The organism is Streptomyces sp. NPDC041135 (genome assembly GCF_055592085.1).
The window spans coordinates 94,122-114,719 of the sequence record NZ_JBVIYZ010000018.1 but is presented as its reverse complement, the minus strand read 5'-3'; the positions used below and the strand labels follow the sequence as shown (position 1 = coordinate 114,719).

Annotated in this window: 22 protein-coding genes, 1 tRNA gene and 2 pseudogenes; 12 read left to right on the top strand and 13 right to left on the bottom strand. The window is 71.0% G+C overall.

Features of this window, described 5'->3' with window-relative positions; all coding sequences use genetic code 11:
- Nucleotides 1-265 precede the first annotated feature (265 nt).
- The 3 genes from ACZ6CZ_RS29700 to ACZ6CZ_RS29690 form a co-directional block, all read right to left on the bottom strand.
- On the bottom strand, nt 266-508 hold the full coding sequence (locus ACZ6CZ_RS29700; RefSeq protein ID WP_469027283.1) for a hypothetical protein: 243 nt from the start codon (nt 506-508) through the stop codon (nt 266-268).
- A gap of 98 nt (nt 509-606) precedes the next feature.
- The gene (locus ACZ6CZ_RS29695; protein ID WP_469027281.1) at nt 607-1,038 is read right to left on the bottom strand and encodes an ATP-binding protein; all 432 of its coding nucleotides are present in this window, start codon (nt 1,036-1,038) and stop codon (nt 607-609) included.
- 46 nt (nt 1,039-1,084) lie between these two features.
- On the bottom strand, nt 1,085-1,492 hold the full coding sequence (locus ACZ6CZ_RS29690) for an NUDIX hydrolase (RefSeq protein ID WP_469027305.1): 408 nt from the start codon (nt 1,490-1,492) through the stop codon (nt 1,085-1,087).
- Between the two features lie 107 nt (nt 1,493-1,599).
- On the opposite strand from ACZ6CZ_RS29690, the gene ACZ6CZ_RS29685 reads away from it, so the two are divergent.
- The 3 genes and pseudogenes from ACZ6CZ_RS29685 to ACZ6CZ_RS29675 all read left to right on the top strand — a co-directional run.
- Nucleotides 1,600-2,385, top strand: a complete 786-nt coding sequence (locus tag ACZ6CZ_RS29685; protein ID WP_469027278.1) for a GntR family transcriptional regulator — start codon at nt 1,600-1,602, stop codon at nt 2,383-2,385.
- A gap of 156 nt (nt 2,386-2,541) precedes the next feature.
- Nucleotides 2,542-2,688 (top strand): annotated as a pseudogene (locus tag ACZ6CZ_RS29680) (SCO3933 family regulatory protein); the annotation flags it as partial.
- A 2-nt stretch (nt 2,689-2,690) separates the two neighbouring features.
- Nucleotides 2,691-3,035: pseudogene (locus tag ACZ6CZ_RS29675) on the top strand (tyrosine-type recombinase/integrase); the annotation flags it as partial.
- 97 nt (nt 3,036-3,132) lie between these two features.
- On the opposite strand, the gene ACZ6CZ_RS29670 reads toward ACZ6CZ_RS29675, so the two are convergent.
- From ACZ6CZ_RS29670 to ACZ6CZ_RS29660, 3 genes are all read right to left on the bottom strand, one after another.
- Nucleotides 3,133-3,206: transfer RNA gene (locus ACZ6CZ_RS29670), tRNA-Pro, on the bottom strand.
- Nucleotides 3,207-3,239: 33 nt separating this feature from the next.
- Nucleotides 3,240-4,031: a Pr6Pr family membrane protein gene (locus ACZ6CZ_RS29665; protein WP_469027276.1), complete on the bottom strand. Its 792-nt coding sequence runs from the start codon at nt 4,029-4,031 to the stop codon at nt 3,240-3,242.
- Nucleotides 4,032-4,189: 158 nt separating this feature from the next.
- Entirely contained in the window at nt 4,190-5,116 is a 927-nt protein-coding gene (locus ACZ6CZ_RS29660; protein WP_469027274.1) for a metallophosphoesterase, read from the bottom strand.
- A gap of 99 nt (nt 5,117-5,215) precedes the next feature.
- On the opposite strand from ACZ6CZ_RS29660, the gene ACZ6CZ_RS29655 reads away from it, so the two are divergent.
- On the top strand, nt 5,216-5,683 hold the full coding sequence (locus tag ACZ6CZ_RS29655) for a GatB/YqeY domain-containing protein (protein WP_469027272.1): 468 nt from the start codon (nt 5,216-5,218) through the stop codon (nt 5,681-5,683).
- Nucleotides 5,684-5,755: 72 nt separating this feature from the next.
- Here ACZ6CZ_RS29655 and ACZ6CZ_RS29650 read toward each other — a convergent pair whose 3' ends face one another.
- Entirely contained in the window at nt 5,756-8,101 is a 2,346-nt protein-coding gene (locus ACZ6CZ_RS29650; RefSeq protein ID WP_469027270.1) for a transglycosylase domain-containing protein, read from the bottom strand.
- Nucleotides 8,102-8,739: 638 nt separating this feature from the next.
- Between ACZ6CZ_RS29650 and wblA the strand changes: the two genes are divergently transcribed.
- Nucleotides 8,740-9,078: a transcriptional regulator WblA gene (wblA, locus tag ACZ6CZ_RS29645; protein ID WP_469027302.1), complete on the top strand. Its 339-nt coding sequence runs from the start codon at nt 8,740-8,742 to the stop codon at nt 9,076-9,078.
- Between the two features lie 214 nt (nt 9,079-9,292).
- Here the strand turns inward: wblA and bagB are convergent, their stop codons facing one another.
- Together bagB and bagA are read right to left on the bottom strand one after the other, a co-directional pair.
- Nucleotides 9,293-10,717 carry an ATPase BagB gene (gene bagB / locus ACZ6CZ_RS29640; protein WP_469027267.1) on the bottom strand — a complete coding sequence of 475 codons (1,425 nt, stop codon included), beginning with the start codon at nt 10,715-10,717 and terminating at the stop codon, nt 9,293-9,295.
- Nucleotides 10,714-11,691 (bottom strand): ATPase BagA, encoded by a 978-nt coding sequence (gene bagA / locus ACZ6CZ_RS29635; RefSeq protein ID WP_469027265.1) that lies wholly within the window; start codon nt 11,689-11,691, stop codon nt 10,714-10,716. The genes bagB and bagA overlap by 4 nt, the downstream gene beginning before the upstream one ends.
- A 107-nt stretch (nt 11,692-11,798) precedes the next feature.
- Between bagA and ACZ6CZ_RS29630 the strand changes: the two genes are divergently transcribed.
- The 4 genes from ACZ6CZ_RS29630 (at nt 11,799) to ACZ6CZ_RS29615 (ending at nt 14,419) form a co-directional block, all read left to right on the top strand.
- The gene (locus ACZ6CZ_RS29630; protein ID WP_010470378.1) at nt 11,799-11,957 is read left to right on the top strand and encodes a DUF4177 domain-containing protein; all 159 of its coding nucleotides are present in this window, start codon (nt 11,799-11,801) and stop codon (nt 11,955-11,957) included.
- Complete coding sequence (locus tag ACZ6CZ_RS29625) at nt 11,957-12,421, top strand: RidA family protein (protein WP_469027262.1); 465 nt, start codon at nt 11,957-11,959, stop codon at nt 12,419-12,421. The genes ACZ6CZ_RS29630 and ACZ6CZ_RS29625 overlap by 1 nt, the downstream gene beginning before the upstream one ends.
- Before the next feature lie 259 nt (nt 12,422-12,680).
- Nucleotides 12,681-13,571: an NUDIX hydrolase gene (locus ACZ6CZ_RS29620; RefSeq protein WP_469027260.1), complete on the top strand. Its 891-nt coding sequence runs from the start codon at nt 12,681-12,683 to the stop codon at nt 13,569-13,571.
- The gene (locus ACZ6CZ_RS29615; RefSeq protein WP_469027257.1) at nt 13,568-14,419 is read left to right on the top strand and encodes an MBL fold metallo-hydrolase; all 852 of its coding nucleotides are present in this window, start codon (nt 13,568-13,570) and stop codon (nt 14,417-14,419) included. Before ACZ6CZ_RS29620 ends, ACZ6CZ_RS29615 begins: the two co-directional genes overlap by 4 nt.
- A gap of 67 nt (nt 14,420-14,486) precedes the next feature.
- On the opposite strand, the gene ACZ6CZ_RS29610 is transcribed toward ACZ6CZ_RS29615, so the two are convergent.
- On the bottom strand, nt 14,487-15,161 hold the full coding sequence (locus ACZ6CZ_RS29610; RefSeq protein ID WP_014674022.1) for a Crp/Fnr family transcriptional regulator: 675 nt from the start codon (nt 15,159-15,161) through the stop codon (nt 14,487-14,489).
- Between the two features lie 348 nt (nt 15,162-15,509).
- On the opposite strand from ACZ6CZ_RS29610, the gene nth reads away from it, so the two are divergent.
- From nth to ACZ6CZ_RS29595, 3 genes are all read left to right on the top strand, one after another.
- A complete protein-coding gene (nth, locus tag ACZ6CZ_RS29605) occupies nt 15,510-16,541 on the top strand; it encodes an endonuclease III (protein WP_469027254.1) in 1,032 nt (343 codons plus the stop codon).
- Nucleotides 16,542-16,820: 279 nt separating this feature from the next.
- Entirely contained in the window at nt 16,821-17,483 is a 663-nt protein-coding gene (locus ACZ6CZ_RS29600; RefSeq protein ID WP_469027300.1) for an NUDIX hydrolase, read from the top strand.
- Between the two features lie 95 nt (nt 17,484-17,578).
- The gene (locus ACZ6CZ_RS29595) at nt 17,579-18,778 is read left to right on the top strand and encodes a MarP family serine protease (protein ID WP_469027252.1); all 1,200 of its coding nucleotides are present in this window, start codon (nt 17,579-17,581) and stop codon (nt 18,776-18,778) included.
- A 54-nt stretch (nt 18,779-18,832) separates the two neighbouring features.
- Here the strand turns inward: ACZ6CZ_RS29595 and ACZ6CZ_RS29590 are convergent, their stop codons facing one another.
- The 3 genes from ACZ6CZ_RS29590 to ACZ6CZ_RS29580 all read right to left on the bottom strand — a co-directional run bounded on the left by ACZ6CZ_RS29590 (nt 18,833) and on the right by ACZ6CZ_RS29580 (nt 20,559).
- A complete protein-coding gene (locus ACZ6CZ_RS29590) occupies nt 18,833-19,012 on the bottom strand; it encodes a hypothetical protein (RefSeq protein ID WP_469027249.1) in 180 nt (59 codons plus the stop codon).
- Nucleotides 19,013-19,141: 129 nt separating this feature from the next.
- Nucleotides 19,142-20,074, bottom strand: coding sequence for an alpha/beta fold hydrolase (locus ACZ6CZ_RS29585; protein ID WP_469027246.1), 933 nt, complete (start codon nt 20,072-20,074; stop codon nt 19,142-19,144).
- Nucleotides 20,071-20,559, bottom strand: a complete 489-nt coding sequence (locus tag ACZ6CZ_RS29580) for a phage holin family protein (RefSeq protein ID WP_469027243.1) — start codon at nt 20,557-20,559, stop codon at nt 20,071-20,073. Before ACZ6CZ_RS29580 ends, ACZ6CZ_RS29585 begins: the two co-directional genes overlap by 4 nt.
- Between the last annotated feature and the right edge of the window lie 39 nt (nt 20,560-20,598).

Genomic DNA, 20,598 nt, shown 5'->3' with positions numbered 1-20,598 from the left:
ACCCGCCAACGCAGGGGAATGAACAACATCAACTGACCGACCGGGGGTCCATCTTCGGAGTCGAGCACCGGGTCAGCTTTCGAAGTTCACCGACAGTCTGATGCGTCGGAGTCGAGTGCCGGCGAGATGGCGCGAAGCGCGATAGCGACCCATCGGTCTGCCTGAGGTGCCGAGTACGCATCGAACGACGCCAGGCGCCTCGGCGCTTCCGCGCCGGCGGCATCCTCGGTCCAGCATTCGCACCAGAAGCCGCGGGTGGGCCCGTTCATGACTTCACTCTCACCGGGTAGGCCAGCAACACGTAACGGGTGCTCTCGTCGTGGAGGGTGAGTTGGTAGCCCGTGCCGCCGGTCATGTAGGCGAGGGCTCGTTCGTGTTCGGCTTCGTCCGTCAGCCAGTGCAGGCCCGGCTGTGCGTACGGGGCGTCGAGCTGGTCGGTGATGTCCTGCGTGCGCTCTCGTAAACAGCGCAGTGCCAGGCGTGGGCTCGTGGCATCGCGTGATCCCAACGGGATGGAACGGACCTCGTCCAGCGGGTAGGCGGCGGCTCGGCACTGGCAGAGGAGGAGGCTTCTGTCCGTCCTCGGCGGTACGGGAAGTGCGGGCATCAACATGGGTGCCCTCCCGCCGGCCCGGCCTGGGGGAAGAGTTCCGCGGTGACGGTGTACCCGCCGGGACTGTCGTGGACGACGACTCGGTGAGCGATTGCGCTGACCATGCTCAGGCCCCGGCCGTGCTCGGCCCGCTCGTCCTGGTGCCCGACCTTCGGCGCCGTACCGGTGCTCCCCTCGTCCATGACCGACAGGGCGACCACCTGCGACGAGACCGCGAGTGCCAGATGAAAGCTGCCCGACCGCATGCCACTGGCCGTGTGGAGGATCGCGTTGGTGCTCAGCTCGCTCACGATCAGCTCGGCGTCGTCGGCCAGAGGAGAGCCGCGCAAGATGTCGCGCGTCCAGCGGCGGGCCCGGCTGACCTCTTCCGGGAAACCTGGGCAAGACAGTCCCCAGACCCGGGTTATACTCGTATACTCGTGCATACAAGTTCCTTCGTGCTGGTAGGCCGCCATGTGCAGCGGGTTCGGGCTAGACGAGTTTCACGCCGTCATGGGCGCGAATGGGCGGCGGGGACGCCGCGTCGAGTGCGTCAAGGACGCGGACCGCGTACGCCTCGTCGGCGAGTTCGTTGACTTCTTCGCGGGTGGCCCAATGCAGCGCGCGGGTCTCATCCCCGGTGGTCGGAGTGCCGTCGGCTGCCTGGCAACGGAAGACGAGAGAGACGATCAGGCCCGTCATGTTCTTGTAGATGCCGGTCAGGGTCGCGGGAAGTGCGATCTTGATGCCGGTTTCTTCGAGGACCTCACGCTGAAGGGCTTCGGGGATGGTTTCCTCGCGTTCGAGGACCCCGCCCGGGGGCTCCCACTTACCGTTGTCGCGGCGCTTGATCAGGAGGGCCCGGCCTTGGTCATCGACGATGACCCCGGCGACGCTCACGGAGTGCGGGCGTTCAGTGCTCACGTTCCTCGGCCCTCTCGGCTGACTAGGCTCTCCACCGTAGCAACAAGACTCGCCCACTCGTCTAGATACCTAAAGGAGTACGCATGGCGTCCCTACCGAGCATTCTCGGCGGCCTCGACCCGACCAGTGATCGTGCGGTCTTCCGGCAGATCGCCGACCAACTGCGCGAAGCCATCGACCGTGGGCGATTCAAGGAGGGGGAGAAGCTGCCCTCCGAGGCTGAGCTGGTCGAGCACTACGGAGTTTCCCGGATGACGGTCCGGAACTCCTTCTCGATCCTCCAGGGCGAGGGCCTGGTACACGCCGAGCACGGCAAGGGCGTCTTCGTCCGTCCCCGCCCTCCCGTGCGTCGGCTCGCCTCCGACCGGTTCGCCCGGCGCCACCGTGAGCAGGGGAAGTCCGCGTTCATCGTGGAGGCCGACGCCGCCGGCGGTCACCCGAAGGTCGACAGCCTGGAGGTCAAGGAGGAAAAGGCCAGCCAGGACATCTCTGCCCGGCTCGGTTCCGTGCGGCGCGTACTCGCCCGGCGTCGCCGGTACCTGCTCGACGGCCGGCCGGTCGAGTTCGCCACCTCCTACCTCCCGCTCGACATCGCCCGCGGTACGCAGATCGCCGAGCCCAATCCTGGCCCCGGCGGCATCTACGCCCGCCTGGAGGAGCTGGGCCACCAGCTCGACCACTTCGAGGAGGAGATCCGGGCCCGGATGCCCTCGCCGTCCGAGGTGAAGACGCTGCAACTGGCTTCCGGTGTGCCGGTGATCCACCTGATCCGTACGGCCTTCGACACCGCGGGGCGGGCCGTGGAGGTCTGCGACACGGTGATGGCGGCGGACGCGTACGTTCTCTCCTACCAGCTTCCGGCGACCTGATCGGCGGTGCGCGAGGCCACTTCTCCGGACTCGTACACCTCGACACGCATACTCGTATAGACGAGTGGGCAAGTCGTGTGGCAAGGTGGTTCCCGTTCCCGGCGAAGTCGGGTTCGAAGGATGCATCTTGTCTAGACGAGTAGATAGGAAGAAGCCTTGCGCACCATCCGTGTGGAGACCTCGGCCGCGACCATCCTGCTGACCGAGGCGCCTGAGCCCAAGGTCCGCGACCGGCAGTCGGGCGAGATCGCGAAGGACGCCATCAGCGGTGAGGCGCTGATGACGATCGGCGTCGTGTACATCGGTGGGACCGGCTCGCCGCTGGGGAGGAGTGGGAGGAACACGGGCTCGTCTTCTCCTCGGCCGTGGGCAGGCCGCTCGACGCCGCCAACGTTCGCCGCGCCTTCCGCCAGGCGCTCAAGGGCATCGACGGGATCAACGCCGACGAGTGGACGCCGCGGGAGCTGCGGCACAGCTTCGTGTCCCTGCTCTCCGACCGGGGGGTCCCGCTGGAGGAGATCTCGCGGCTCGTCGGACACTCGGGGACGGCCGTGACCGAGGAGGTGTACCGGAAGCAGATCCGACCCGTGATCCAGACCGGCGCCGTGGTCATGGACGGCATCTTCGGCACGCGGGAACGGCGACCGTAGGCACGCGGGAAGCGGTAGTCACTCAGATAGACACGCAGGCAGAAACAAGAAGACCACCTAGGAACGTTCCTAGGTGGTCTACCTGCTGTTTCGGCTGTCGGGGTGGCGGGATTTGAACCCACGACCTCTTCGTCCCGAACGAAGCGCGCTGCCAAGCTGCGCTACACCCCGATGTCACCGCTTGCGGCGGCGACATCGTTTACTTTAGCCCACTGGTGGCTGGAGACGAAATCCGGTTTTGGCGGGGCGGCGGACCGGGTTCGGGCGGGTGTGGTCCAGGGCCACCAGGAGGACGGCCAGGGCGTAGACGGCGAGGCCCAGGAGGAGGGCGTTGGCCAGGACGCTGCGGTAGCCGTGCTCGTCCACGTCGAGGAAGGGATAGAGGTAGCGGCCCGAGGCTCCGGGGACGATCAGTTCCCCTCGGACCAGGCAGAAGGCCAGGTAGGCGAGGGGGTAGAGGAGCCAGCCGGCGATCTGGCGCAGGTGCAGGCGGCCCGGGGCGGTGAGGAGGAGCCAGTCCAGGAGTGCCGCCGCCGGCACCAGCACATGGAGTACCTGGAGCGCCGCCCACTGGGCGTGGAACCGCTGCGGTGCCGTCTCCGCGCCGGTCATGGAGAAGGGGGGCGAGGCGTGGGCGAGGAGCAGGTGGTAGACCAGCGCGGTGATCAGGACGTAGAGCAGCGCCGCGCCGGTCACGGCGGAGGGGATCGGGCGGCGGGCCCGCCAGGCGCGGTGGGCCGACGCGAGCATGACCAGGGCCAGCAGGATGTTGCTCTGGATGCTGAAGTGGCTCAGGGTGCGGCCCGGGGTGCCCACCAGGAACTGGAGGGCCACGCCCCCGGCCGCGGCCAGCGCGGTCAGGGCACGGAACGCGGCGGTCAGCGGGCGCCGGTAGGGGGTCACCACCGCCGTGGCGGGAACCGCCGAGGGCAGCAGCGCGGGGGAACGGGGCACCGCGGGCAGATCCGGGATGTCCCTGGGTATCGGGGCGGTCATGCCCTCACGCTAGGGAGGGGAGCGGTATGGGGCGATTCGGGGGCGTCCGAGTGGGTTACGTCGCCTCGTCTCGCCTCGTCTCGCCTCGTCCTGCCCGCCCCGCCTTGCTCCCGTGCTCCTGGTGCTCCCGTGAACCCCTGCCCCTGTGCTCCCTGCGGTTACTCCCGTCCCACCAGCGTCAGCAGTGTCGCCTCCGGCGGGCACGCGAACCGTACCGGCGTGTAGCGGTTCGTGCCGCAGCCCGCCGAGACGTGCAGATAGGACGTACGGCCCTCCGCCGTGTGCGTCGACAGGCCCTTCACCCGGTCGGTGTCGATGTCGCAGTTGGTGACCAGGGCGCCGTAGAAGGGGATGCACAGCTGCCCGCCGTGGGTGTGGCCGGCGAGGATCAGGGGGTAGCCGTCCGCCGCGTACGCGTCCAGGACGCGCAGGTACGGCGCGTGGACCACGCCCATCGAGAAGTCGGCGGTGGCGGACGGGCCGCCGGCCACCTGGGGGTAGCGGTCGCGCTTGATGTGCGGGTCGTCCAGGCCCGTCAGCTCCACGGACGCGCCCTCCACCTTCAGCACACCCCGGGTGTTCGTCAGGTTCAGCCAGCCGGCCGCATCGAAGCCGTCCCTGAGGTCCTCCCAGGGGTTGTGGATCGCGCCGACGGCGGGCGGGTTGCCGTTCAGGCCGTGGCGGCCGCTGGTCTTCTCCAGCAAGTACCGGGCCGGGTTGCGGAGTTTGGGGCCGTAGTAGTCGTTGGAGCCGAAGACGTACGCGCCCGGGAACTCCATCAGGGGGCCGAGCGCGTCCAAGACCTCCGGGACGCCCTCGGGGTCGGACAGGTTGTCACCGGTGTTGATCACGAAGTCGGGCCGCAGTCCCGCCAGTGAGCGCAGCCAGCGCTGCTTCTTCCGCTGGCCGCCGACCATGTGGATGTCGGAGACTTGGAGGACGCGCAGGGGCCGCATCCCCGGGGGCAGTACCGGGACCGTGACCCGGCGGAGGCGGAAGGAGCGGGCCTCGAAGCCCGCCGCGTACACCAGACCGGCGGCACCAGCCGCCGCGATTCCCAGAGGTACTCCGTATCGCGCGCGCATACGGCCATCGTGTCAGACGCGGGGGCGGATGGCGGAGGCCCGGTCCGGCGGCCCTAAATCCTGGGCGTTCCGGTCGGCGCACCTGCGACAATCGGTGCCATGACCACCACGCTCAAGTCGAAGCTGCAGGACGACCTCAACGCCGCGATCAAGGAGCGCGACGAGCTGCGCTCCTCGACGCTCCGGCTGACCCTCACCGCGATCACCAAGGAGGAGGTCGCGGGCAAGCAGAAGCGCGAGCTGTCCGACGACGAGGTCCAGAAGGTGATCACCAAGGAGGCCAAGAAGCGCCGCGAGGCGGCCGAGGCCTTCGCACAGGGTGGTCGTGCCGAGCAGGCCGAGCGGGAGAAGGCGGAGGGCGAGGTGCTGGCCGCGTACCTGCCCAAGCAGCTCAGCGACGAGGAACTGCGCGCGATCGTCACGCAGGCCGTCGAGGAGGCGAAGGCGGCCGGTGCCGAGGGGCCGCGCGCCATGGGTGCCGTCATGAAGATCGTGAACCCGAAGGTGGCCGGCCTGGCCGAGGGCGGCCGCGTCGCCGCGGTGGTGAAGCAGCTCCTCCAGGGCTGAGCAGCCGGCGGGGCCGCTCCCGGTCACTTGACCGGGAGCGGCCCCGCTGCCGTACGCCGTCGAACCCGGCGGTCAGCCCCAGCCGCCGCCGTTGCCGTTGTGGCCGCCGTCCGTCTGGCCCTCGATGAAGTTCTCCGGGATGGAGATCGTCGGGGAGGGGAAGGTGCCGCCGTTCGTGCCGCCGTCGGTCGTCCCGCCGGTCGCGCCGTCGGTCGTCAGGCCGCCGATGAACCCGTCGTTGGCGCCTCCGTTGCCGCCCCCGTTGCCGTTGCCGTGGCCGTCACCGTTGTCGCCGTCGATACGGCCGTTGCCGCCGCCGTTGCCGTCGCCGCCGTTGTCCGTGTCGGGGTCCGGGATGTCGACGAGGTGGAAGTCCGGGGCGGGCTTGCCCTCCAGGGCGCCGGACATCATGTCGCGCCAGATGGGGCCGGGGACCTCACCGCCGTAGACCTTGGCGTGCGGGATGCCGCCGATGCTGATGTTGACCATCCGCCGGTCGTGGGCCGGGTCGCCGACCCAGACCGCGCCCGCCATGTTGGGCGTGTAGCCGACGAACCAGGCCGCGAAGCGGAAGTCCGTCGTACCGGTCTTGCCCGCGCTCGGGCGGCTGCCGAGGCCGGCCTGCTGACCGGTGCCGTCCTCGACCACGCCCTTCAGCAGCGTGCTGACGGTGTCCGCGGTGGTCTCCGACATCGCGCGCGAGCAGGTCGACTTCGGCACCGGCAGCGACTTCTTCTCGGTGCCGACGGTCTGCGTGATCGACTCGATGGCGACCGGCGTGCAGTACATGCCGCGCGAGGCGAAGGTGGCGTACGCGTTCGCCATCGTCAGCGGGGACATCTCCTGCGTACCCAGCGCGATGGACGGGTTCTGCTGGATCGTGCGGCCGTCCGCGCGGTCCACGCCCATCTTCTTCGCCATGTCGACGACCGGGCAGATGCCGATGTCGCTGATCAGCTGCACGTAGTAGGTGTTGACCGACTTGGCGGTCGCTTCCTTCATGCCGTACGGCCCGTGCTCGGACTCGTTCTCGTTCGTCAGCTTGGCGGGCTTGTTGGGGTCGTTGCGCCAGGTCTTGCCGTCGCAGGCGGGGACCGAGTTCGGGTACGGCATCTGGTACGGGGACGCGTACTGCTGCGTCGCCGGTTTGCCGCCCTCCAGGGCCGCGGCGGCCACGATCGGCTTGAACGTGGAGCCGGGCTGGTAACCGGCGCCGCCGCCCATGCCCTGGTCCACGGACAGGTTGATCTGCGTCTCGTTCTTGCCGAAGCCGTACGGCCGGGACTGGCCCATCGCCAGGATCTTGCCGGTGCCGGGCTCCACGACGGTGGCCGCGGTCGCCACGGGGTCGCTCTTGTAGACGTGCTCCTTGATCGACGCCTGCACCGAGTCCTGGGCCTGCGGATCGAGTGTCGTACGGATCGTCAGGCCGCCCTGGTTCCAGACCTTGGCCCGCGCCTCCCGGGTCTTGCCGAAGACCGGGTCGGTCAGGAAGACCTGGCGGACGTAGTCGCAGAAGAAGCCGGCGCCCTTGGTGGCGGTGATGCAGCCGTTCTTCGGCTGGCTCGTGTGCAGCCCGAGCGGCTTCTCCTTGGCCGCGTCGGCCTCCGCCTGGGAGATGTCGCCGGTCTCCGCCATGCGCTCCAGGACGACGTTGCGCCGCTTGGTGGCCTCGGCCTCGTCGTTCACCGGGTCGTAGCGGCTCGGGGACTGGACGATGCCGGCGAGCAGCGCCGACTGCTGGAGGTTGAGGTCCTTGGCGTGCTTGGAGAAGTAGCGCTGGGCGGCGGCCTCCACGCCGTAGGCCTGCTCGCCGAAGAAGGTGATGTTCAGGTAGTTCTCGAGGATCTTCTTCTTGCCCAGCTTCTCCTCGATCTGGATCGCGTACTTCAGCTCGCGGACCTTGCGGCCGAGCGTCTGCTGGGTGGCCTCGGCGACCTTGGTCGGGTCGTCACCGGCCTCCTCGATGAAGTAGTTCTTCACCAGCTGCTGGGTGAGGGTGGAGGCGCCCTCGGCGACCCCGCCGCTCTGCGCGTTCTTGTTCAGGGCGCGCAGGACGCCCTTGAGGTCGATCGCGCCGTGCTGGTAGAAGCGCGAGTCCTCGATCGCGACGATCGCCTTCTGCATGTAGGGCGAGATGCTCTTGAGGTCGACGACCGTGCGGTCGCGCGAGTAGACCATGGCGATCTGGTTGCCCTGGTTGTCCAGGATGGTGGTGCGCTGACTGAGCCGTGGACTCTTCAGGTTGGCCGGGATGTCGTCGAAGCCCTGGACCGAGCCCTTGGCCGCGAGGCCCAGCGCGCCGGCCGCGGGCAGCGCGATGCCCGCCATCACGGCTCCCGCGAGCACACTGACACCGAGGAACTTCGCGGCCTGCTGCGTTGGTGACAGACCACCGCCCGAGCGCTTCTTTGCCATGGGGGCAGCCTAATCCGTACCGCTGAGGGTTCCGATGGAGCGCCCGATTCTCGGGATGTTCGGGTGCCGGATCGTGACATCCCGGGCGGGAGGCACCCCGGGCGGGAGGCCTGGCGCGCTACAGGGGGCGCCTCAGAACCGGCCACAGCACGGCGATCCGCAGCGCAGGCGTCGCGCATCAGGGCAGGGCTGGGCGCGGTGACCCGCGGGGCAGGGCGCGGCGCGGCCACCTGACCTGCCTACGTTTCCATTCGCCGGACACGCCCGCAGGCCTTGGCCTAAGCTGCTCTCAACTGTCACAGCCCCGCGGTCACGTATCAATACGTCCGACGACCCCGAATCGTTCCGGAAGTACCCCGAATTCTCTGATGGCGGCGTGTCCGAATCCGCCTCGTGTGTCACCCGGCGTCCGTTGTGACACACCGCGGCTGTACCGGTTTGCCGGAATGATCACGCATGTCACCAGCTCACTCCCGCGGGTGATCTGCCGCTTACCCATAGTCCGTTCGGGCCATTCAAGATTGGGCCCGAAGGGGGTGTTGCGCTGTGCCCACCTTCCGTAACGTCCTCAACTGGCGGCGGTGAATATGCCGCTGCCGCCGTGGGGGAGCCTCGATTCGGGAGAGGACGGCGCCGGTATGGGCTGGGTAACCGACTGGAGTGCGCAGGCTGCCTGCCGCACTACCGATCCGGATGAACTGTTCGTTCAGGGAGCAGCGCAGAACAGGGCCAAGGCGGTGTGCACCGGGTGCCCGGTGCGGACCGAGTGCCTGGCCGACGCGCTGGACAACCGCGTCGAGTTCGGCGTGTGGGGAGGCATGACGGAGCGGGAGCGCCGCGCGTTGTTGCGCAGGCGGCCCACGGTGACCTCCTGGCGCCGGCTCCTGGAGACCGCGCGTTCGGAGTACGAGCGCGGGTCCGGGATCGTACCCCTCGACAACGACGAGGTGTACGAGAACTACGCGGCCGTCAGCTGAGCGCGCCGCACACGGCACGCGTCCGACGCGCATCCGGCGCGGCAACGCATCCGGCGCGGCAACGCATCCGGTACGGCACGCATCCGGCGCGGGTGCGGCGAGTGCGGGTGCGGGTGCGCTGCGCCCGGCGTGGGCGCGTCGCGCCCAGGGATCGCCCTGACGCGGGCGGTGGCCCCGGGCCCGCGTGGCGTGGGCACGCCTGCCGCGGATACCTCTAGCTCGGCTCCTGGCCGGGCTCCTGGTCCAGCTCTTGGCTCTGCTCCTGTTCCAGGTCCTGCTCCTGGCCCAGTTCCGGTCGGCCGGCCGCGAGCCGGTCACCGATCTTCCGCAGCCCCGCGAGGTCGTGCACATCGCCGGGCAGCGCGGCCACTTCCACCACGGCGACCTCGGGGTGGCGCGCGGTGAAGCGGTCACGCGTGTGCTGCTCACGGGAGAGCAGCCGCATCCGCTCGGCGTGCAGCCTCAGCAGGCCCGCGGCGAGTTGCTCGACGGACTGCTCCGTCTCCGGAGCCGAACGAGCCGAACGCGCCGAACCCTCGGGCGGGGCGGACGGCGCAGCCGTGGGGAAGCCAGAGTGGGGGGACTCTGAACTGCCTTGTGTGTCGGGAGAGTTACGAAGTCTTGCTTTCCCGCCCCCCTGATCCACAATGCGGGCTTCCGCAAGATTTTCCGCGGCGGCGAGCGCACGCTCGGCCGACAGCCGGCCGGCCCCGCTGCCGTGGACCCGGTTGAGCACCAGACCCACCAGCGGCATGTCCTCCGCGGCCAGCCGCTGCACGAAGTACGCCGCCTCGCGCAGCGCGTCCCGTTCCGGCGCCGCCACCACCACGAACGCCGTGCCGGGCGCCTGGAGCAGTTTGTACGTGGCGTCCGCGCGCGTGCGGAACCCGCCGAAGGTGGTGTCCATCGCCGCCACGAACGTCTGGACGTCCTTCAGCAGCTGACCGCCCAGCAGCTTGCCGAGCGTGCCGGTCATCATCGACATGCCGACGTTGAGGAACTTCATCCCGGCCCGCCCGCCCAGCTTCGCCGGCGCGGTCAGCAGCCGGATCAGCCGCCCGTCCAGGAACGAGCCGAGCCGCTTGGGCGCGTCCAGGAAGTCCAGCGCCGAACGCGAGGGCGGGGTGTCGACGACGATCAGGTCCCACTCGTCCCGGGCCCGCAGCTGCCCGAGCTTCTCCATCGCCATGTACTCCTGCGTGCCCGCGAAGCCCGCCGAGAGCGACTGGTAGAACGGGTTCGACAGGATCGCCGCCGCCCGCTCGGAGTCCGCGTGCGCCTCGACGACCTCGTCGAAGGTGCGCTTCATGTCGAGCATCATGGCGTGCAGCTCGCCGTCGCCCTCGGTGCCCTTCACCCGGCGCGGGACGTTGTCGAGGGAGTCGATGCCCATCGACTGGGCCAGCCGGCGGGCCGGGTCGATCGTGAGGACGACCACCTTGCGGCCCCGCTCGGCCGCCCGCAGACCCAGCGCCGCCGCGGTCGTCGTCTTGCCGACCCCGCCCGAGCCGCAGCACACCACGATCCGGGTCCCCGGGTCGTCCAGCAGCGGGTCCACGTCGAGCACGCGCGCGGGGGAGAGACGGGGGCGGGCGGTGCCCTCCGCCTCCGCCTCCGCCGGTTCCGGTTCCGGACTCATGACAACCCCTGCTTCCCCAGCTCGGTGGCGAGTTCGTACAGGCCCGCCAGGTCCATGCCCTCGGCGAACAGCGGCAGTTCGTGCATCGGCAGGGCCAGCTCGCCCAGCACCGCCCGCTGCTCCTGCTCCAGCGCGTACCGCTCGGCGTACTCCGCGGCCTGGTCCAGCAGTGGGTCCACCAGCCGCTCGGCGTTGCCGCCCCGGCGCGCCCCGCCCAGACCGGCCGCCGACAGGGCCCGGGCCACGGAGGCGCGCGGCACCGTCCGTACGAGTTCCAGATCGGCCGCGTCCAACACCTCCGGACGGACCATGTTCACGATGACCCGGCCCACCGGGAGACGGGCGGCACGCAGTTCCGCGATGCCGTCGGCGGTCTCCTGGACGGGCATCTCCTCCAGCAGCGTCACCAGGTGCACCGCCGTCTCGGGGGATTTCAGCACCCGCATCACGGCCTGCGCCTGGTTGTGTATGGGCCCGATCTTCGCCAGCCCCGCCACCTCGTCGTTGACGTTGAGGAAGCGGGCGACGCGGCCGGTCGGCGGGGCGTCCATGACGACGTAGTCGTACGCGAACCGCCCCTGCTTGTCCTTGCGGCGCACCGCCTCGCACGCCTTGCCGGTCAGCAGGACGTCCCTGAGGCCCGGCGCGACGGTGGTGGCGAAGTCGATGGCGCCGAGCTTCTTCAACGCCCGGCCCGCACCGCCCAGCTTGTAGAACATCTGGAGGTAGTCCAGAAGGGCCAGTTCGGGGTCTATGGCGAGGGCGTACACCTCGCCTCCGCCGGGAGCGACCGCGATCTTCCGCTCCTCATAGGGCAACGCCTCCGTTTCGAAGAGCTGTGCGATGCCCTGCCGGCCTTCCACCTCCACGAGGAGTGTCCGCTTCCCCTCGGTGGCGAGGGCGAGCGCGAGTGCGGCGGCGACCGTCGTCTTTCCGGTCCCGCCCTTGCCGCTGACGACCTGGAGCCTGCTCACGTCTTCGAGACTAACCAGTCCCGCCGACACGCACGCGGGAGGCTGTGGATAACGGCATCCCTGGTCGGCCACCTGCCCCATGCGCCACAACGGCTACAGTCGGCCACATGACCAAGTGGGAATACGCAACCGTGCCGCTGCTCGTCCATGCCACGAAGCAGATTCTGGACACCTGGGGCGAGGACGGCTGGGAGCTCGTCCAGGTCGTGCCCGGGCCGAACAACCCCGAGCAGCTCGTGGCCTACCTGAAGCGGGAGAAGCGGTGATGGGCGCCGTCGAGGACAAGCTGGCCGAACTCGGTCTGACCCTGCCGGAGGTCGTCCCGCCACTGGCCTCCTACCAGCCGGCCGTGCGCTCCGGCGTCTACGTCTACACCGCCGGCCAGCTGCCGATGGTGCAGGGCAAGCTCCCGGTCACCGGCAAGGTCGGCGCGGAGGTCACCGCGGAGGAGGCCAAGGAGCTGGCCCGCACCTGCGCGCTGAACGCCCTGGCCGCCGTCAAGTCCGTCACCGGTGACCTGGACCGCATCGCGCGCGTGGTGAAGGTCGTCGGCTTCGTCGCCTCGGCCGCCGACTTCACCGGCCAGCCCGGTGTCGTCAACGGTGCCAGCGAACTGCTCGGCCAGGTCCTCGGCGAGAAGGGCGTGCACGCCCGCAGCGCGGTGGGCGTCGCCGTACTGCCGCTGGACGCGCCGGTGGAGATCGAGATCCAGGTCGAGCTGGAGCAGTAGCCGGGCGGGGCGGGCGGGCGGGCCGGCCGCAACGGGCGGCTTTCGGATCGTCGGCCGCCGGATCGCGGGCTCGGCGGATCGCCGGATCGCCGGATCGCCGGATCACCGGATCACTCGACTGCCCGACTGTCGGATCATCCGACCGCCGGGCTGTCGGATTGCCGGGCTGTCGGACCGCCGAACGGGTGCCTCCGCCAGGCGTCCCCACCTGCACCGGGCACCTCTCGAACATTCGCCCGGCACGGGATAGCCTCCCGCCATGGCGAATGGGCAGGCGAATGGGCAGTGGTACCCCCCGGAGTGGCCGGAACGCATCCGTGCCCTCGCCGACGGCACCCTCACCCCGGTGCCCGCGAAGCGTGCGGCGACCGTGATGCTGCTCAGGGACACGCCCGCCGGCCCTGCCGTCCACATGCTGCGCAGACGCGCCTCCATGGCCTTCGCCGGGGGCGCGTACGCGTATCCCGGCGGCGGTGTCGACCCGCGCGACGACGACCAGCAGGTCCGTTGGGCGGGGCCCACGCGCGCGTGGTGGGCCGACCGGCTCGGTGTCGACGAGAGCGGCGCCCAGGCCATCGTGTGCGCGGCCGTACGGGAGACGTACGAGGAGGCCGGCGTGCTGCTCGCCGGGCCCTCCCCGGACTCGGTCGTCGGCGACACCACGGGCGAGGACTGGGAGGCGGACCGTGCCGCCCTGGTCGCCCGTGAGCTGTCGTTCGCCGAGTTCCTGGACCGCCGGGGCCTGGTCCTGCGCTCCGACCTGCTGGGCGCCTGGACCCGCTGGATCACCCCCGAGTTCGAGTCCCGCCGCTACGACACCTGGTTCTTCGTGGCCGCGCTCCCGCAGGGCCAGCGCACCCGCAACGCCTCCACGGAGGCCGACCGCACGGTGTGGATCAGCCCGCGGGAGGCCGCCGCCGGGTACGACGAGGGCGAGCTGCTGATGATGCCGCCCACCATCTCCACGCTGCGCCAGCTCGCCCCGTACGGCTCCGCCGCCGAGGCCCTCGCGGCGGCGCCCGCACGCGACATGACGCCGGTGCTGGCCCGGGCCCGCCTCCAGGACGGCGAGATCGTCCTGTCCTGGCCGGGGCACGACGAGTTCACCAAGCACGTCTCAAAGGTCCCGTCCGCCGGAGGCCCCGCATGACCGACGCAGCGGCCCTGCCCGGACAGCCCCGGGGCACCGTCCTCTCCGGCCCCGCCACGGACCGGGCCGTGAACGTCCTGGCACCCAACGCCTCCGCGATGACCCTGGACGGCACCAACACCTGGCTCCTCGCCGAACCCGGCTCCGACCTGGCCGTCGTCGTCGACCCGGGCCCGCTGGACGACGGCCACCTTCGCGCCGTCATCGACACCGCCGAGCGGGCGGGGCGGCGCGTCGCCCTGACCCTGCTCACCCACGGCCATCCCGACCACGCCGAGGGCGCCGCCCGCTTCGCGGAGCTGACCGGCACCAAGGTGCGCGCGCTCGACCCGGCGCTGCGGCTGGGCGACGAGGGGCTGGCCGCCGGGGACGTGGTCACGGTCGGCGGCCTTGAGCTGAGGGTCGTACCCACCCCCGGGCACACCGCGGACTCGCTGTCCTTCCACCTCCCGGCCGACCGGGCGGTGCTGACCGGGGACACCGTCCTCGGGCGCGGTACGACCGTCGTGGCGCATCCCGACGGCCGTCTGGGCGACTACCTGGACTCGCTGCGGCGCCTGAGGTCGCTGGCGGTGGACGACGGCGTGCACGTCGTGCTGCCGGGGCACGGGCCGGTCCTGGAGGACGCCCAGGGCGTCGTCGAGTACTACCTCGCCCACCGCGCCCACCGTCTCGCCCAGGTGGAGACGGCCGTCGAGGACGGCTACCGCACCCCGGCCGAGGTCGTCGCCCATGTGTACGCGGACGTCGACCGCTCCCTGTGGCCCGCCGCCGAGCTGTCGGTACGGGCCCAGCTGGAGTACCTCGAGGACCACGGGCTCATCCAGGGCCGGTCGGACACGCTCTAGCTCCGCGCCACCGGACCGGCCGAGGACCGGACCGGCCGAGGACGGGCCCGGCCGGGGACGGGGACGGTCAGCGCGAGCGCTTGGCCAGCCGCTCGACGTCCAGCAGGATCACCGCGCGCGCCTCCAGGCGCAGCCAGCCGCGCTGGGCGAAGTCCGCCAGCGCCTTGTTCACCGTCTCGCGGGAGGCGCCGACCAGCTGGGCCAGCTCCTCCTGGGTGAGGTCGTGCACCACGTGGATGCCCTCCTCGGACTGCACGCCGAAGCGGCGGGACAGGTCCAGCAGGGCGCGTGCCACACGGCCGGGAACGTCGGAGAAGACCAGGTCGGACATGGCGTCGTTGGTCTTGCGCAGGCGGCGGGCGACGGCGCGCAGCAGGGCGCCGGCCACCTCGGGGCGCGCGTTCAGCCAGGGCTGGAGGTCACCGTGCCCGAGGCCGAGCAGCTTGACCTCGGTCAGGGCGGTCGCGGTCGCCGTACGCGGGCCCGGGTCGAACAGCGACAGTTCGCCGATCAGCTCGCCGGGGCCGACGACGGCCAGCATGTTCTCGCGGCCGTCCGGGGAGGTGCGGTGCAGCTTGACCTTGCCCTCGGTGACGACGTACAGCCGGTCGCCGGGGTCACCTTCGTGGAACAGGGAGTCCCCGCGTGCGAGGGTCACCTCACTCATGGAGGCGCGCAGCTCCGCGGCCTGCTCGTCGTCGAGTGCCGCGAAGAGCGGGTTGCGCCGCAGGACGTCGTCCACGAGTTCTCTCCTTGTCGACCTGCTCAGGGGATTACCTGCTCAGGGGATCTTGCCCCACGTGCCAGGGGACCGTGTTCCCCGTTTTGCCGGACGGTCCAAACAGTGTGATCTGTCACAAGGATGCCGCACTGGTGTCCCAAGGTAAGCGGCAGGGGTCCAATCGGGGGCCGATCTTCCGGGTCCGGGGCGGATGTCGGTGCAGGGCTTTAGGCTGGCCGGGTGTCCAAAACGCCGGTGAGAGCACAGGCCAAGGGGGCTGCGCAGGTGGTTGTACGTGGTGATTCCGCTGTGGGCGAACAGTCGTCCGGCGGCGGAAGCAAACCGGCCAAGGCGGCAAAAGGGGCGCAGGTGAAGTCGGCCGCCGAGTCACCGGTGAAGAAGGCCGTGAAGAAGGGCGCGAAGAAGGCAGTGGCCGGGAAGACGTCGGCTGCCAAGAAGGCCCCGGCGAAGAAGGCGGTGGCGAAGAAGGTGGCGGCCAAGAAGTCTCCGGCCACGAAGCCTTCAGCCAAGAAGGCGGTGGCCAAGAAGGCCGTCGTCGCGCCCGGGAAGGCCTCCGTGGCCGTACCGGCGGCGCCCGCCAGGACCATCGCCGTGAAGCCGCCGAAGGACGAGTCCCGCACCGCCCTGGTCCGCCGGGCGCGCCGGATCAACCGTGAGTTGGCCGAGGTCTTCCCATACGCCCACCCCGAGCTGGACTTCGACAACCCCTTCCAACTCCTGGTCGCCACCGTGCTGTCCGCGCAGACCACGGACCTGCGGGTGAATCAGACGACTCCCGCCCTCTTCGCCAAGTACCCCACCCCCGAGGACCTGGCCGCCGCCGACCCCGAGCAGGTCGAGGGGATCCTGCGGCCCTGCGGCTTCTTCCGCGCCAAGACCAGGTCGGTCATAGGGCTGTCGAAGGCGCTGACGGAGCGGTTCGGCGGGGAGGTGCCGGGCAGGCTGGAGGAACTGGTCACGCTGCCCGGTGTGGGCCGCAAGACCGCGTTCGTCGTCCTCGGCAACGCCTTCGGGCGGCCCGGCATCACCGTGGACACCCATTTCCAGCGGCTGGTGCGGCGCTGGAAGTGGACCGAGGAGACCGACCCGGACAAGATCGAGGCGGCCGTCGGGGCGCTGTTCCCCAAGAGTGACTGGACCGACCTCTCGCACCACGTCATCTGGCACGGCCGCCGCATCTGCCACGCCCGCAAGCCCGCCTGCGGCGCCTGCCCCATCGCCCCGCTCTGCCCGGCCTACGGCGAGGGCGAGACCGATCCCGAGAAGGCGCGGAAGCTGCTGAAGTACGAGAAGGGCGGCTTCCCGGGCCAGCGCCTGAGGCCCCCGCAGGCCTACCTCGACGCGGGCGGCAGGCCGGCGCCGCCGCTGGGCGCCGCATGACGGGCCGCTCCCGGTGACGGAACGATCTCGGGGCACCCGGGCGTTGGACAGGGCAGAACGGGGGTGGCCATGACGCACACGAGCCACACGCAGGACGGTGGGCGCGCGGCTGGTGCGCGGGCGGCCGGTGCACACGCGGCTGAGGCGCACGCGGCTGAGGCGCACGCGGCTGAGGCGCGCGCCGAGGCGGTGCGCGCCGGTGGTGGGCGCGCGGCCGGGGCGCACGCGGGTGGCGTGCACGCCGGTGGTGCGCGTGCGGGTGGCGCGCGGCCCGGCCCGGTGGTGCTCAGCAGCGAGGGGCTGCCCGGCTGGCTCGACCCCGTGGTGCGTGCCGTGGGGACGATCGAGCCGCTCCAGCTCAGCCGCTTCCTGCCGCCGGAGAACGGCTCGGGACGCCAGTCGGCCGTGCTGATCCTGTTCGGCGAGGGCGCTCGCGGTCCCGAACTGCTGCTGATGGAGCGCGCCGGGTCCCTGCGCTCGCACGCCGGGCAGCCGTCCTTCCCCGGCGGCGCCCTGGACCCCGGGGACGGCGACCCGGCGACCGACGGACCGCTGCGGGCGGCCCTGCGCGAGGCCGAGGAGGAGACCGGGCTGGACCCCGCCGGGGTGCAGCTGTTCGGGGTGCTGCCGAGGCTGTACATCCCGGTCAGCGGTTTCGTCGTCACCCCGGTGCTCGGCTGGTGGCGCGAACCGAGTCCGGTCGGCGTGGTCGACCCGAACGAGACGGCCCGTGTCTTCACCGTTCCCGTGGCGGATCTCACGGACCCGGCCAACCGGGCGACGACCGTCCACCCCAGCGGCCACCGGGGCCCGGCGTTCCTGGTGGAATCGGCCCTGGTGTGGGGCTTCACGGCCGGCGTGATCGACCGTCTGCTGCACTACGCGGGCTGGGAGCGCCCCTGGGACACGGGGAAGCAGGTCCCGCTCGACTGGCGGGCATGACAGGGTGACCTTCGTGCCGCCTGGGTCCGGGACACCGTCCCCGGGACCCGGGCCCACCTGGGCTGACCGGAGATGACGAGGCGAGGCTTGAAGCGGTGAACGTGCTGGACATCCTGTTGCTGGTGGCCGCGGTGTGGTTCGCCGTCGTCGGCTACCGCCAGGGCTTCGTCGTCGGCATCCTGTCGGTGATCGGCTTCCTCGGCGGCGGACTGGTCGCGGTGTACGCCCTGCCCGTCGCCTGGGACGCCATGACGGACAACGCGGAGATCGGTACCACGGCCGCCGTCGTCGCGGTGGTCGTCGTCATCGTCTGCGCCTCTGTCGGCCAGGCCCTGACCACCCACCTCGGCAACAAACTGCGCCGGCACATCACCTGGTCCCCGGCCCGCGCCCTCGACGCCACCGGCGGCGCCCTGGTCAACGTCGTCGCCATGCTCCTGGTCGCCTGGCTGATCGGTTCCGCGCTCGCCGGTACGACCCTGCCCACGCTCGGCAAGGAGGTCCGCGGCTCCAAGGTGCTCCTCGGCGTCTCCAGGGCGCTGCCGGCCCAGGCCGACACCTGGTTCGCGGACTTCTCCTCCGTCCTCGCGCAGAACGGCTTCCCGCAGGTCTTCAGCCCCTTCGCGAACGAGCCGATCACCGACGTACGGCCGCCCGACCCGGCGCTGGCCGGCAGCACCGTCGCCACCCGCGCCCAGCGCTCCGTCGTCAAGGTCGTGGGCACCGCCCCGAGCTGCGGCAAGGTGCTGGAGGGCAGCGGCTTCGTCTTCGCCGACCGCCGTGTGATGACCAACGCGCACGTCGTCGGCGGCGTGGACGAACCCACCGTGCAGATAGGCGGAGTGGGCCGCAAGTACGACGCCGAGGTCGTCCTGTACGACTGGAAGCGCGACATCGCCGTGCTCGACGTACCCGATCTCAAGGCGCACGCCCTGCGGTTCGCCGCCAAGGACGCGACGAGCGGCGACGGTGCGATCGTCGCCGGTTTCCCGGAGAACGGCGCGTACGACGTCCGCGCCGCGCGGGTACGCGGCCGCATCACCGCCAACGGCCCGGACATCTACCACCGCGGCACCGTCCGCCGTGACGTCTACTCGCTGTACGCGACCGTCCGTCAGGGCAACTCCGGCGGCCCGCTGCTCACGCCCCAAGGCAAGGTCTACGGCGTGGTGTTCGCCAAGTCCCTGGACGACGCCGACACCGGCTACGCCCTCACCGCGGACGAGATCCGGGACGACATCGCCAGGGGCCGTACGGCGAACGAGCAGGTCGGCACCGACAGCTGCGCCCTGTAGGAGCACGCCTCGCGGGAGCGGAGCGCGGCGGGTGTCAGCGGCGCGCGGGCCGTGTCACCCGCGGGGGTGACGCAGACGTACCGAGACCCAACGGGCCCGGCGGCGCAGGATGCGCGGGATCCCCACCCTGAGGTCCGCGCCCGCGAGCTGCGGAGTGCCTCGCTGGGTGCTGCTCAGGCCGGTGGCCGAGCGGCGATTGCGGGGTGCGTCACTGTAGTCGTGCGTCAAGCCCATACCCCGACGTGTGCCCCCGCCCGAAGGTCGATAACCACCCCGAAGGCCCTCCAATTGGCCTATGCGCCGGGCATGTGGCCGCTTCTCGGACAGGAGTTCAGGTCGCGGGCTCCGGACCTGCCGCGACGGTCACCGGTCCGGCTCGGGGTCCTTCAGCCAGTTGACCAGTTCGCCGGAGAAGGCGACCGGGTCCTCCTCGTGCGGGAAGTGCCCCAGCCCGTCGAACAGCCGCCAGCGGTACGGCGCTTCGACGTACTCGCCGGACCCGGCCGCGCTGCGGGTACGGGTCACCGGGTCCAGCGAACCGTGCAGATGCAGCGTGGGCACCCGTACGGGCCGCTTCATCCGGCGGTTGAACTGGATGCCGTCCGGGCGCGCCAGCGAGCGCACCATCCAGCGGTACGGCTCGATCGAGCAGTGCGCGGTCGACGGGATGCACATCGCCCGCCGGTACGTCTCCAGCGCCTCGTCCTCCGGCGGCCGCGGCCCGGACCAGTCCCGGATCAGCCGTCCCACCAGCGCGCCGCCGTCGGCGGTCAGCTGCCGCTCGGGGATCCAGGGGCGCTGGAAGCCCCAGATGTGGGAGCTGGCGGCGGTCTGCCGGGCGTCGCGCAGCATCGCCGAGCGCCAGCGCCGGGGGTGCGGCATCGACACGACGGCGAGCCTGCGCACCAGCTTGGGGCGCATCGCGGCCGCCGTCCACGCCAGGTAGCCGCCCAGGTCGTGGCCGACCAGCGCGGCGTCCGGCTCGCCGAGGGAGCGGATCACCCCGGTGACGTCCAGGGCGAGGTTGGCGGGGTCGTAGCCGCGCGGGGTGCGGTCGCTGCCGCCGACGCCGCGCAGGTCCATGGCCACCGCCCGGAAGCCCGCGTCGGCCAGCGCCACCAGCTGGTGCCGCCACGTCCACCAGAACTGCGGGAAGCCGTGCAGCAGCAGCACCAGCGGTCCGTCGCCGAGTTCGGCGATGTGGAAGCGGGCACCGTTCGCGGCGACGTCCCGGTGCGTCACAGCCGCTCCGGGGATGTCGATGCGTACGGCCGACTGTGCGGCGGGCTCGGTCATGACGATGAGCGTGCCACAGCCTCGATGGCCTGCGGCGCCCGGTCCTCCGGCAGCTCGGGGCGCGGATGCGGCTTGGCGTTCTGCAGGACGCCCGCCGACTCCTTCACCGACGCGGCGACCTTCTGCGGGCCCTGGCCGCGCTTCGCCTTCTTCGCGAAGACCGTGCCGAGCAGCGCGAGGCCGCCGGCGAGGAGCACGTTCGCCGCGAAGGACAGCAGGAAGCAGATCGCGAGGTTCCAGTGGCTCCAGGTGCGGATGCCGTACGCCAGGGCGAAGTTGAGCATCGGCAGGGAGAACACCAGCACCGCGCCGGCCACCGAGAACGCGCCGCCGCTCACCGCGCCGCGCTTGACGTCCTGCTTCAGCTGGGCCTTGGCCAGGGCGATCTCGTCGTGCACCAGTGCCGACAATTCGGTCGTCGCCGAGGCGAACAGCTGGCCGATGCTGCGTTCGGCGCCGACCGGGCTGCCGTCGGGTGCGCTCATCGCGGTCTCCCTCTCCGTCTCAGGTGCCGTTGTGGCGCC

Bases quoted from the DNA above. Each gene is read 5' to 3' on its own strand.
- ACZ6CZ_RS29695 (WP_469027281.1), bottom strand. From the start codon at position 1,038: ATGCACGAGTATACGAGTATAACCCGGGTCTGGGGACTGTCTTGCCCA.
- ACZ6CZ_RS29685 (WP_469027278.1), top strand. From the start codon at position 1,600: ATGGCGTCCCTACCGAGCATTCTCGGCGGCCTCGACCCGACCAGTGAT.
- ACZ6CZ_RS29665 (WP_469027276.1), bottom strand. From the start codon at position 4,031: ATGACCGCCCCGATACCCAGGGACATCCCGGATCTGCCCGCGGTGCCC.
- ACZ6CZ_RS29660 (WP_469027274.1), bottom strand. From the start codon at position 5,116: ATGCGCGCGCGATACGGAGTACCTCTGGGAATCGCGGCGGCTGGTGCC.
- ACZ6CZ_RS29655 (WP_469027272.1), top strand. From the start codon at position 5,216: ATGACCACCACGCTCAAGTCGAAGCTGCAGGACGACCTCAACGCCGCG.
- ACZ6CZ_RS29650 (WP_469027270.1), bottom strand. From the start codon at position 8,101: ATGGCAAAGAAGCGCTCGGGCGGTGGTCTGTCACCAACGCAGCAGGCC.
- wblA (WP_469027302.1), top strand. From the start codon at position 8,740: ATGGGCTGGGTAACCGACTGGAGTGCGCAGGCTGCCTGCCGCACTACC.
- bagB (WP_469027267.1), bottom strand. From the start codon at position 10,717: ATGAGTCCGGAACCGGAACCGGCGGAGGCGGAGGCGGAGGGCACCGCC.
- ACZ6CZ_RS29630 (WP_010470378.1), top strand. From the start codon at position 11,799: ATGACCAAGTGGGAATACGCAACCGTGCCGCTGCTCGTCCATGCCACG.
- ACZ6CZ_RS29625 (WP_469027262.1), top strand. From the start codon at position 11,957: ATGGGCGCCGTCGAGGACAAGCTGGCCGAACTCGGTCTGACCCTGCCG.
- ACZ6CZ_RS29620 (WP_469027260.1), top strand. From the start codon at position 12,681: ATGGCGAATGGGCAGGCGAATGGGCAGTGGTACCCCCCGGAGTGGCCG.
- ACZ6CZ_RS29615 (WP_469027257.1), top strand. From the start codon at position 13,568: ATGACCGACGCAGCGGCCCTGCCCGGACAGCCCCGGGGCACCGTCCTC.
- ACZ6CZ_RS29590 (WP_469027249.1), bottom strand. From the start codon at position 19,012: ATGGGCTTGACGCACGACTACAGTGACGCACCCCGCAATCGCCGCTCG.
- ACZ6CZ_RS29585 (WP_469027246.1), bottom strand. From the start codon at position 20,074: ATGACCGAGCCCGCCGCACAGTCGGCCGTACGCATCGACATCCCCGGA.
- ACZ6CZ_RS29580 (WP_469027243.1), bottom strand. From the start codon at position 20,559: ATGAGCGCACCCGACGGCAGCCCGGTCGGCGCCGAACGCAGCATCGGC.